The sequence below is a fragment of the Nostoc sp. FACHB-892 genome (genome assembly GCF_014698795.1).
Classification (GTDB): domain Bacteria; phylum Cyanobacteriota; class Cyanobacteriia; order Cyanobacteriales; family Nostocaceae; genus Nostoc.
This window is the reverse complement of sequence record NZ_JACJTR010000027.1, coordinates 87,685-99,622: the sequence shown is the minus strand read 5'-3', so window position 1 is coordinate 99,622 and position 11,938 is coordinate 87,685. Positions and strand designations below refer to the sequence as shown.

Genomic DNA, 11,938 nt, shown 5'->3' with positions numbered 1-11,938 from the left:
CAGGCTTTGGCACAGGTAGTCTGTTTGCCAACATTGATAACGATAACAATGCATCCACAACATCACCTGTGTTGAGAACTATAAACTTTGAGATCGTTGCTTAACTAATGATATGTCTGCAAGTTTGCAGCTAGATGCCAATAGCCGCAATTGCAATCATCAGCATTGCTAATTAGGGGTCTTGAATCCTCCTCGCACATAATGTGCAAGGAGGATTACAATTTAAACTATGGGAGTTCAACAAAGCTAAAAAGCCAGCGCAGGCAAAGCAGGTAAATCTTTAGGGTTAATATCTGAATGGCACTAAGATAACGCCAAACCCATTATATATAAGGCTTTTGGGTATGGGGTATGGCTGAGTGGGTGTAGTAAGGAAGAAATTTATTTGTGTCTACACTCTTATTTACTTTTATTGATTTTTCCCTATACCCCACACCCTACCCCCAACACCCGGCCCAGACGAGCTTTCAGCTTTTCTTAGTGCCATTCGGTCACGGGCAGAGAGCAGAAAACAGTATTCCAACTGAGCCTCCAGCAAGAACTGCCCTCTACCTTTCTAGATAAAAAGTCACTGTACATCTGACTTCCACCCGCGTTCAGGATTTCCGTAGGTTTGATCCCGCCTCGATCTACGATCACCGATGATCGGTTGAAGTTACGCCTAGAAACTCCTCGAAGAGCTTTTCGCTAAGACTGCGCGAAGGTCATAGCGGTCAAGGTTCATCACCTTATCCCATGCTGCTACAAAGTCATTCACAAATTTCTGCTGCGAGTCCACACATCCGTAAACCTCCGCAAGGGCCCGTAGCTGAGAGTTTGAGCCGAAGATGAGGTCAACACGGGTAGCGATCCACTTAGGTTCACCAGTTTTGCGATCACTCCCCTCGAACTCATATTCATCTTCAGAGCTTGCCTTCCACGTCGTGCCCAGATCGAGCAGGTTCACGAAGAAGTCATTGGTCAACGTCTCTGGTCGATGGGTGAAGACGCCGTGTTTGAACCCTCCAAAGTTCGCACCCAGGACGCGCAAACCGCCCACAAGAGCCGTCATCTGAGGGGCTGACAGGGACAGCAATTGCGCTCGATCGACCAGCAGCTCTTCGAGCGATTCGCTGTGTTTGCCACTAGTGTAGTTGCGGAACCCGTCCGCAGTCGGCTCAAGCACGGCAAAGGACTCGACATCTGTTTTCTCTTGCAGCGCATCTGTGCGCCCTGGCTTGAAGGGAACCGTCACGTCGTGGCCAGCGTTCTTCGCCGCTTGCTCAATGCCTGCACATCCGCCCAGAACGATCAAGTCAGCGAGCGAAACCTGCTTCTTGCCAGACTGCGATCTGTTGAACTCCTGTTGGATCGCCTCTAGGGTTTGTAGCACCGTTGTCAGTTGAGTTGGCTGGTTGACTTCCCAATCCTTCTGCGGCACGAGACGAATGCGCGCGCCGTTCGCTCCACCCCGCATATCGGAGCAGCGGAACGTTGATGCCGATGCCCAAGCGGTCGAAACCAGTTGGGAGACAGACAATCCCGAAGCAAGAATCTTGGCTTTGAGAGCGGAAATGTCTTGCTCATCAACCAATTCGTGGGTGGCTGGAGGGATGGGATCTTGCCATAAGAACTCTTCCTCAGGAACCTCCGGGCCTAGATAGCGTGAGCGGGGACCCATGTCGCGGTGCGTCAGCTTGAACCACGCCTTAGCGAACGCCTCGGCAAACTCATCCGGGTTATCGTGATAACGCCGCGCAATCTGGTTGTAGATGGGGTCCATTTTCATAGCCATGTCCGCCGTAGTCATCATGGGGGCGTGCCGTTTCGACGGATCGTGTGCGTCGGGTACTGTACCCGCACCAGCGTCGTCCTTGGGCTTCCATTGCCACGCGCCAGCGGGACTCTTCGTCAGCTCCCAGTCATATTTGAACAGGGTTTCGAGATAGCTGTTGTCCCACTGCGTCGGAGTGGGGGTCCATGCGCCTTCGATACCGCTGGTGATCGCATCGACGCCGACACCCGTGTTGAAGGTGTTTTTCCAGCCGAGACCCTGATCCAGGATGGTAGCACCCCCAGGATCAGCACCTACGTGCGTTGCTTCGCCCGCACCGTGACATTTGCCAAAGGTATGCCCACCGGCGGTGAGTGCGACTGTCTCCTCGTCGTTCATTGCCATCCGACCAAAGGTCTCGCGAATATCGCGTCCTGAGCCGACCGGATCAGGCTCGCCGTCTGGCCCTTCCGGGTTCACGTAGATCAATCCCATCTGAACAGCGGCGAGAGGATTCAGGAGCACCCGATCGCCTTCGTAACGCTCATTGCCGAGCCAGGCTTTCTCAGAACCCCAGTAGATGTCTTCCTCTGGCTGCCAGACGTCCACGCGCCCACCGGCAAAACCCAACGTCTTGAAACCCATAGACTCAAGCGCGCAGTTGCCAGCGAAGATCATAAGGTCGGCCCACGAGATTTTCTTGCCGTATTTCTGCTTGATTGGCCAAAGCAACATGCGCGCCTTGTCGAGGTTTGCATTATCTGGCCAACTGTTGAGGGGTTCAAACCGCTGGCTACCCGAACCCGCGCCGCCGCGACCATCGCCAATACGATACGTGCCTGCGCTGTGCCAAGCCATGCGAATGAAGAGCGGGCCATAATGACCGTAGTCGGCTGGCCACCAGTCCTGGGAGGTGGTCATCAGCTCGAAGATATCTGCCCTCAAGGCAGCTAAGTCAAGACTCTTGAACTCCTGAGCGTAGTTGAACGACTCACCCATGGGATTAGCCTGGGGTGTGTGCTGGTGGAGGATGCTCAGATTCAAATAATTCGGCCACCAGTCTTGGTTCGACGGTCTGTGACGAGGCTGAGGTTTCTGACCTTTGCCCGTAAACGGGCATCCGCTTTCGCTGCTCATAGTATCTTATCTCCCGTCAAATTTTGTGGTACGGATTTTTTGATGTAGTGCTGGTATAGCCAACAAATAGCACATGGGCAATTATTGGGATCATCGATGAGAAATATAATCGAAGAGAAATATAAAAAACGTTATGATTTGAAACAATCCGTTATATCAATAGCCCAAGCAGGGCGAACGCATCTACATCTAAATATTGATGGGCAGATGTACAGTGATAAATTAAATGGCGTTGAGACAAATTAGTGCCATCGAGTTAAGCTTTACTCACTTTAGGCTTACAACAAAGCCGTGTTGATATAGCTTGTAAGTTCCCTGTGATACTTTTAGGCTTAACGCTCTTTGAGTACAAGGTTTATACCCTCAATGACATTACTTGAATGATATCCTGATTTATCAAATAGCTCATCATTAGCAAGGCAATGTTATTTTTGAGGATTATCAACTGAGTAAATCTAAGCAACCAAATTGTCTAGAGCTTGAGCATTATATCCGATGGGATACTACCAACGTACTTTACCGCCTCTGTGGATTGGAGTGGCGATCGCCTTAATTGCCTTTGTTGCCATTGGCATTGCTGAAGGCGGATTAGGCGTTCTGCTGCCCTCTATAGTGTCCACATATAACTTGACTCCAGCCACCGTGACGCTGCTGTTTGTGAGTCAAATTAGCGGCTACATTCTGGCAGCATTCACCAGCAGTCTGGTGAGTAGCCGTTTAGGGTTAGCGCGAATGCTATTGATTGCTGCGGTTGTGCTGACAATGGCGCTGGTAATTTACGCGACCTCACCTTACTGGTTGTTTATGGTTGCTGCTGGGTCAGTGTTGGGATTGGGTATTGGACTGATTGATGCAGGAATCAATACCTACATTGTGCAAGATTCGCGCAGTGCAAATATGATTGGTTTACTCCATGCTTTCTATGGGATTGGTGCATTATCTGGACCCGCAATTGCTACTACTTTGCTATCACTTGGCATGAACTGGCGACAGGTTTATTGGGTATTAGCCGCCATCGTCAGCCTATTGATTGTAAGTGTCTTAGGTGCGATAATTTCTCGCTACACACCAATGACGCTACGGGTATCGACATCAAATACAACTGCCTTAGAAAATTTGGGGCGCTCGCTCCAAAATCCAGTAGTAGTGCTAACTGGGTTACTCTTGTTGGTTTATGTTGGTATAGAAGCTTGCATCGGCAACTGGGCATACACTGTGCAATCCGTCGCTCGCCAAACTCCCGAATTGATTGCAGGTTACAGCGTTAGTGCCTACTGGCTAGGATTAACATTAGGACGTTTCATCTTAGGTTATTTCTTGCAATGGCTTGGGGCAGTCGGCACAATCAGTATGTCGCTGAGTCTTTTAATGATTGGATTGCTTGCTTGGTGGCAACTTCGGGATCAATGGATTAGCTTACCACTAATTGGCTTTGCATTGGCAGCAATCTTTCCCGCCACCATCTGGTTGATACCTCAACGATTACCAAATGCCTTGGTTCCTGCGGCTGTTAGTTTTGCCACCAGCATCGCCAGTTTTGGAGCAGCGATCATACCCACTGGAGCAGGCTGGGTTGCAAGTTGGGCAGGTTTAGAAATTATTCCAATGTTGATGCTGCCATTGGCGTTCATAATGGTGGGTTTACATTGCTGGCTAGTGCAACATTCACTCAGAGGCAAGTAAGGTATTCATGCAGGTATTGGCAGAGTTTACAGTTTAGGCACAAGCCTTGAAAAAATATACCAGCCGTCAAAACAATTCAAAATTCACGCATGATCAATTTCATTATTAAGATTCACTTTTTGAACAAGAATGATACAAGTCTGGGTGGTTTATTTTGGTCTTGCTCATGCCACCACTCGTTGAAATCCTCAAGCCGGAAACCATAATTTTTGGCTGCCTGAAAAAAATCTGATAGGTGATGTATAAATGCTGGGATTTTAATCACTTCTTGATCTCTTTGAAAATTAGCTTGTGTGCCTCGATACTGTCTGAATGGATGAAGTTCACAAATGAAAAAGTATCCTCCTGGAACGAGTACACGGGAGGCTTCTAAAAAAATTTTTGACAAATCTTTGATGTGTTCTAGAACAAGATTACAGGTGATCAAATCAATAGACTCGTTGCCGCAAATCCATTGATTTGTAATGTCTGCGGTAATGAACGTCACGTTGACTGAATTTACTTTCTCTTTCGCCTTCTCGAGCATGGCTGCTGAAAAATCGATTGCATAGACTGTTTGGGCAATTTGTGATAAAAGCAAAGTATTTTTGCCTGTACCACAGCCAATTTCAACGATTGATTTACATTTCAAACGCATTAAAATTTCTTTAGTAATGATTTGATCCAGATCGCGGGTCAGGTTTTGATCAGCATCATAGGTGGTTGACCAATTATCGTATGCGGCTTGAACACTCATATTGACTCAGAAATGGCTACATTTTGGTGAGTAAAATTATCCTACATTTACTTATCTTCGGCAAATGCATAATTCCTCAATTAACCTCTGTTAAATACAACAGTGTTGACTCAATAACACTCCTAAACCGAAACCACAAACGGAAGTGAGTTTCAAAATTAGCCCAGTAAAGGATGCCGAAAGCATTACCCTAGAAGCAAGTTTTTTGTGCCCAAAAACAGCACTCAACTCAAAATTGAGAACTGAAGTTACTGAAAAAAAAGGACCTCGATAACAACATTACGGGTTTGGATAATTCAGATGATGTAATTAATGGTCAGACACAAATTTCAACGATAGATAAGTAAATCTATATAACGCCAAATCTCAAAATTGGCACTTTTTAAGGGAACTCCAAAAAATAAATTATCCTAATTTTTGGATTTAATCCGACTATTCATCCCCCTGCCCTAAACGGGGTGGGATATTTTTTTAGTTGGAAGTCCTAATGGAGCCATTGTAATCCCTTATCGTGTAATTTATGCTCAATATGCTGCATTTCCTGGATAGTTTCTCCAGTAACGATCGCATAAATTTCGGTGAAGATTTTTCCGTATTTGACCTTTTCTAAAGCTGACAGAATAATCAAATCCTTGCGATCTAGTTCTGGTTTTAAGGTGACTAGAATTGAATCCAATGTTCCTTCCATGCGGTAGTCACTGGAATACTTAGCTACTCCCTTTCCCAGCCCTAATAGGGTATTACGCTGCAAGCACAACGGAGTCGAGCCATTGACTCGGAAATTAGCATCGATCGCATAAAATTGTCCGTCTTTATCTTCCAGCACATCAAAGCCAATCACGCCAAAATAGCCTTGTTTGTGAGCATACTGACCAAGGTTGGCAATCATCTCAAAGAACTTGCTCATGTCAGTGTTGCGGTAGTCAATCAGTCCGCCTAAATAGTTGCCTTCTGGAGTGACTAGTTGGCTGGTAGTGCCAATCAGGGTTATGTCTCCTACTTTATTGATATAGAACTGTACGCAGTAATTCTGCACCTCATTTTTGACGAACTCTGAAACAATAATTGTATCGAGCAACTTAATATCAAGATATTTCCTGATTTCTTCAAAACAGTAGTTTAAATCGCTGGGGCTTTTGATGATATAAGTGCCTTCTCCTGAGAGTCCGTGGGAGGTTTTAATTAAGTAGGGGTATTGTGGTAACTGAATGTCTTCGATATTTACTTGGTGTAGATTGTAGCTCTTGTATTTTGGGCATTGCACTCCCAATTCGGCTAGGGTTACTTTGCTGAGTAAGCGGTAATGAGTGTCTGGATCAACAGCGTGTTTTTCAGGTTTGAGGTGATCAAAGGGAAATAGACTAATGAGTTTGTCAAAGCGTTTGCTGTGGCTGAGATCATCTAGATAAGTCGAGCAATCCATCATTGACGTATTCGAGTGACTGAAGCCGAAATGCTCTTGCCAGTAGCCAATTAGCGATATTGGCGGTGGAATAATCACAATTCCGGGAATGCGATCGCCTAACACAGCCAGATTTTTCCAAGGTTCCTTCTGACAAATCTTGTCGAAGGAGGTTTTGGTGGCTTCACTACTGCCATCTTGAATAAAATATTTTTTTCGGTTGGGATAAGCAGCCCAACTGGCAGTTGCAGGGTAATTTAAAATAAACCCATAAGATGCATCTGTAATATCTTGAGCAAACAGATCAGAAAGTGTACTTCCTTGAAAATAATGAAAGTCGTATTTTGACATCTACTCCTCCAAGAAACCGCATCCCTTTGTGGATGTGGTTGTTTATATTAAACAAGTTTTCCGAATTTCCAAGTAACACCAACTTTAACAAACAAAGCTGTATATTCAAACTTGAAAACTCAGATGTAGTTTAGCTTCATTAACTACGTATTACCGTAGCGTAACCCATTACGAATTGGTATGAGTTATTTATTTCTTGGTAAAGAAAGCCACCTTGTCTTGTCCTTCGGTCATATAAGCGCAAGCCATGTGTGATGAGTTATACGCCCAGCCAACGCGTCCTTGACGATCTATAAGGATGCACCCAGCTTCACCTTTAACTTTAGATGCCAAAGTGTCAATTGCCATCTGCGCTGCTTCGTCTGGGTGTCTGTCTCCAGTCAAGAAATCGATCGCAGTTTTAGCCAAAACCACGGGGATAATTGACTCGCCATCACCTGTTGTTGAGCAACCGCCAAATTTATTGTCAGCGTACAAGCCACAGCCAACAAGCGCAGTGTCACCGACGCGACCACTTTGCTGCTTCGTAGTACCGCCAGTTGAAGTGCCAGCAGCGAGGATGCCGCTAGCATCCAAAGCCACACAACCTACAGTATTGGGGCGATCAATTACTTTTTGATCCTCCTTCCACTGCTGCCACTGTTCATCAGCTATCAAGTCTTCTTTTTTACACATTTCGGCTCCATTGTCTGCGGCAAAGCGTTCTGCACCCCGCGCCACTAGCAGCCTGGGTTTATCATCCATAATCTGTCGTGCTATGGAGATGGGATGACGGATACCCTGAGCTGCTGCGATCGCTCCCCAACTTAATGAGCCTTCCATGATCGCCGCGTCTAACTCCACCTCTCCGTCGCTGTTGAGAGTTGCGCCAAGACCAGCGTTAAATGTCTGGTCACTTTCGAGAACTCGAATAGCTGCTTCAACAGCTTCTGCGGCGCTACCTCCACTGATTAGCACTGCCCAACCAGCTTCTGCTGCTGCTGTACAGCCTGCATTGTTGGCTGCAACTTTATCGTCTGTGATAGTTTTTGCCCCACCGTGAACAATGATGGTCGGTGTCATATAATTTCCTTTGGTTAGTATGAATTTTGTGGGACTGCAATCGCTTTAACGGGTTCGTCAATTAGTTGTAGCGATCGCATTTTGAAAGTCTCTAAACCCAAGCGCTGGGTTGCTGATATAAACACAGCTTCGGGATACTCTTGTTGAACTCTAACCAAGGTTTCGCTATCTACTTGGTCAACCTTGTTAAAAGCAATGAAACTTTTGTCTGGAATCTCAGGCATTTCTTCGAGTATTTCCAGAACACTCGCAATATGGCTTTCCCAAGCTGGATGGGACAAATCCACAACATGAATCATGGCATCTGCCTCAACTACTTCCTCCAATGTGGCGCGAAATGCATCCATCAGTGGTGGCGGGAGTTCGTGAATAAACCCTACAGTATCTGTGAGCAGAATCGACCTGCGTTGTTGTGTTTCTGGTTCTGTAATTACTACCTTGCGGGTTGTGGGGTCGAGGGTAGCAAATAGTTGATCTGCGGTGTAAACTTCTGCATTAGTTAACACATTTAGCAGAGTAGATTTACCAGCATTGGTATAGCCAACTAATGCCAGAACCGGAATTTCTTGCTGTTGTCGTTGTTGTCTAATGCGGGCGCGATGTGCTTGTAATTGGTTTACTTCTTCTTGTAGTTGACCAATTCGCCGTTGAATGGTTCGCCGTTCCGTCTCTAGTTTTGTTTCACCAGGGCCTCGCGTACCAATCCCCGCACCTAATCGAGACATTTCCTGACCACGACCGCGCAGCCGAGGTAACATATATTCGAGTTGCGCTAGCTCTACTTGTAATTTACCCTCTTGAGTGCGAGCGCGTTGAGCGAAAATATCTAGAATTACTTCCGTGCGGTCTACAACTCGGATGCCAATCTCTTGTTCTAAGTTGCGGGCTTGAGATGCAGAAATATCTCGGTCAAAAACGATTAGATTAGCTCTTAGTTTTTGAGCCAAAAGGGTGATTTCTTCAATTTTTCCCTTACCAACTACTGTTTGAGGATGGATGCGATCGCGCTTTTGCCGCATTATATCCAGTACAATACCCTTAGCGCTTTCCACCAAACGCACTAGTTCTGCTAGCCCATCTTCAAACCGTTGGACAGATACATCTTCTGTCTGCACTCCTACCAGCAACACCCTGTCTTGGTCAGAGACAATTTCTTGAGATAGGAATATTCCATCCCCAGCATCAGCAATTTCTCTCTCCCATTCGTGAACTAGCTCATCAAATTCTTGTTCGGTTAAGTCATCCAAACTTAGAGGAGGTGAAATTACCCAAGGACTTTCTGGATCAGGAAAAAGGTAAGTTAGAAAAGCTTCTTTTACTTCGCTATCAATCGTGGTTAATATAACAAGAGCGTCTAAGCGCTGACGCATCATTGCGATCAACGATGCTTCATCAGGGGCTGCTGATTTAAATTGAGTAGCAACACAACGGATTCCGCTTAAGCGTTCAGCACTGCGGCGGGGTAATTCTTCAGCTGGAATTTGAGTTTGATTAGGTGTTCCTACAGCAATTCGGATAACTTGCCCACGCCGATTAATATAACAACAAATCGGGTGATGAATTTCTTTACTAATTACAGCTAAGGCTTGAGCAAATTCTGGTGTAACTAATCTATCTGCCGGTTGATTTTGCTCGTAAAGCCGTTGTAATTGTTTTATTTGACTAGCTTTTATCCCGTGAGTATTGCCATAAATCTTTTGCATAAATTAACAGTTGATAATTTGCTTTTTAGCTATCTAACTTATATTTTGCCTTTTTAAGGTTGAATTAACTCTATCAAGCGAAATAAGCAAATTAGTTTATTTTGCGTCCTAAAATAACGTTACTAATTATTGTTCATTGTATACAAGCAAACCATAAAACTGCATGAAAGAGCAAATGTGTAAATACCGCTATGGGTTAGATATTTAATCTATTTTTTCTTTTTGCTAGTGCGATCGCACTTTTAAAATATTCAAGCGGCGATTTGAAACAGGTATATTTATTAAAATTGCCTTTACTCTTTGTTGACGGGGCGAATTGAGGGTTGAAATTTAAACGCAGAGGGGCGCAGAGGTAAGCGCAAAGGTACGCGGAGGATTCGCTACCAATGAATGAAAAGTTGTAGTTAGCTCTACTAATTTAATTAACTGATCTACCACTAGCACAACTCAACTATGAAACTATCCCGCAGATGAAAGTCAGCCTCTGCGCCTTGATGAGTTAACGCCCAGTAAGTTATCTCACCATCTTTATCTTTAATAACAGTCGTAATGGCAACTTCAATAGCTTGCTCCACAGAGATGATTTTATCCAAATCTACATCCAACACAAGTATTAAACCATTCGTTTGATTTTGAATATTACAGGGAAGTATTGTAAAAGCTTTTTCCTCTTGCATTCCTTGACGGTATCCATCAAAGCGATAAACATTCCAATGTCCGGCGGGGGAGAGGTTGAATTCCCAATACCGTGCAGAATCTTTGATGCCAAGGAAAAACTCAAAGCAAGTGTCTTGCCACAATTCGTGCTTGCGTGATGGTGTGTTTGATGGTGGAGGAATTACGATTTCTTTTAAATCGCCTCCAAGCATATTGCAGATAGTAAGTTTATTACCATTTCTGGCAATATTACCTGCAATTTTCAAATTAGGCAGGGATTTTGTAGAAGGAAAGGGTTGTAGGGAAAATGTCTGGTGGTTCATTTCATATCTTTAATAATGTTGCAAATTTGCGTTTCTTGCGATTCAATACTTTCGGTAAGCTTAAACTGAACGATCGCTCTTGCCAAGTTATGTTCTGGATGCTTGACTTTGAAGTAGACATTCCCTGCTAAATAATCAGCAAAAAACCTCAATCCTAGTTCAAAGGCGATGAGACGAATTGCATCGTATATATATGCATAGTCATTCTCAGTCAGAAATGCTTTTGCCACCGAAAGATAACCTTGTAAGATTCCCTGGCACAAGTCGGTATCGAAATAAACACTATCCCAATTCTCGGTTTCTTCTCCAGCCGGATTGCAACCCGATCGCAAGCAATCACCAATGTCGTAATGTACCAGACCGGGTTTCACGGTGTCCAGGTCGATGACGCTGACGGCTTGCTGGGTAGCAATGTCAAACATGACATTATTAATTTTTGGATCGCCGTGCATCAAACGCAAGGGTAGCTTGCCTTCAATTTTGGCATTTTCTAGAATATGTGCAAAGGTTTGGCGATCGCTAACAAACTGCAAACAATAATTAACTTCCGAAGATTGACTAGCACTACTTTTCGCCAACACTTCCTCGTAATGCTGGAGATAAAGCGGTGTAATATGGAACCCTTGAAGCGTGTCGGCTAGCTTTTCTGGTGGCAAATCGCTAATCAGATTGTGGAACATCCCCAAGGCATAACCGATTTCTTTGGCGTGTGAGCGATCGCGCATAGTATCGTAAGACTGGGAGCCTTCAATAAAGCTGATCGCCCGCCAAAAGGAGCCGTTTGCATCCCTCCAGTGGTCTTGAGCATCCTTAGTCAACAGTACGCGTGGCACTTCCCAGCGACGATTCAGGGGTGTATGCTGTAACCGTTTGCGAACATGCTCAGTGAAGGTACACATATTCTGCATAATCAGTTGTGGCTGCCGAAATACCTGCGTATTGATGCGTTGCAGGACAAAATGTTGCTCTTCTGAAGAATCTAGAGCCGCCAAAAAGGTGTCATTGATATTACCACTTCCAAATGCTTTAACGTCTGTAACTTTCCCCACCCTAGCGAATTGATCTGCGATCGCAACTACATTTTCTGCACACTGTGTATTGAATTCTTCTGTCATGTTGTTGACCTTTACT

8 protein-coding genes are annotated in these 11,938 nt (G+C 45.0%); 1 reads left to right on the top strand and 7 read right to left on the bottom strand.

All coding sequences use genetic code 11. The annotated features are described in order from the left end of the window. Positions 1 to 661: 661 nt before the first annotated feature. The gene (gene katG / locus H6G96_RS27335) at positions 662 to 2,890 is read right to left on the bottom strand and encodes a catalase/peroxidase HPI (RefSeq protein WP_190915380.1); all 2,229 of its coding nucleotides are present in this window, start codon (positions 2,888 to 2,890) and stop codon (positions 662 to 664) included. A gap of 495 nt (positions 2,891 to 3,385) precedes the next feature. On the opposite strand from katG, the gene H6G96_RS27330 reads away from it, so the two are divergent. Further along, on the top strand, positions 3,386 to 4,573 hold the full coding sequence (locus H6G96_RS27330; RefSeq protein WP_190915378.1) for an MFS transporter: 1,188 nt from the start codon (positions 3,386 to 3,388) through the stop codon (positions 4,571 to 4,573). Between the two features lie 112 nt (positions 4,574 to 4,685). Here H6G96_RS27330 and H6G96_RS27325 read toward each other — a convergent pair whose 3' ends face one another. The 6 genes from H6G96_RS27325 to H6G96_RS27300 all read right to left on the bottom strand — a co-directional run bounded on the left by H6G96_RS27325 (position 4,686) and on the right by H6G96_RS27300 (position 11,922). Then, complete coding sequence (locus H6G96_RS27325; protein ID WP_190915376.1) at positions 4,686 to 5,309, bottom strand: class I SAM-dependent methyltransferase; 624 nt, start codon at positions 5,307 to 5,309, stop codon at positions 4,686 to 4,688. Positions 5,310 to 5,793: 484 nt separating this feature from the next. Beyond that, complete coding sequence (locus H6G96_RS27320) at positions 5,794 to 7,062, bottom strand: ATP-grasp domain-containing protein (protein ID WP_190915374.1); 1,269 nt, start codon at positions 7,060 to 7,062, stop codon at positions 5,794 to 5,796. Between the two features lie 189 nt (positions 7,063 to 7,251). Next, positions 7,252 to 8,124 carry an isoaspartyl peptidase/L-asparaginase family protein gene (locus H6G96_RS27315; protein WP_190915371.1) on the bottom strand — a complete coding sequence of 291 codons (873 nt, stop codon included), beginning with the start codon at positions 8,122 to 8,124 and terminating at the stop codon, positions 7,252 to 7,254. Positions 8,125 to 8,138: 14 nt separating this feature from the next. Further along, complete coding sequence (gene hflX, locus H6G96_RS27310) at positions 8,139 to 9,827, bottom strand: GTPase HflX (protein WP_190915369.1); 1,689 nt, start codon at positions 9,825 to 9,827, stop codon at positions 8,139 to 8,141. A gap of 437 nt (positions 9,828 to 10,264) precedes the next feature. Then, on the bottom strand, positions 10,265 to 10,807 hold the full coding sequence (locus tag H6G96_RS27305; protein WP_190915367.1) for a DOMON-like domain-containing protein: 543 nt from the start codon (positions 10,805 to 10,807) through the stop codon (positions 10,265 to 10,267). Beyond that, the gene (locus H6G96_RS27300) at positions 10,804 to 11,922 is read right to left on the bottom strand and encodes an aminoglycoside phosphotransferase family protein (RefSeq protein WP_190915365.1); all 1,119 of its coding nucleotides are present in this window, start codon (positions 11,920 to 11,922) and stop codon (positions 10,804 to 10,806) included. The genes H6G96_RS27305 and H6G96_RS27300 overlap by 4 nt, the downstream gene beginning before the upstream one ends. Positions 11,923 to 11,938 lie beyond the last annotated feature (16 nt).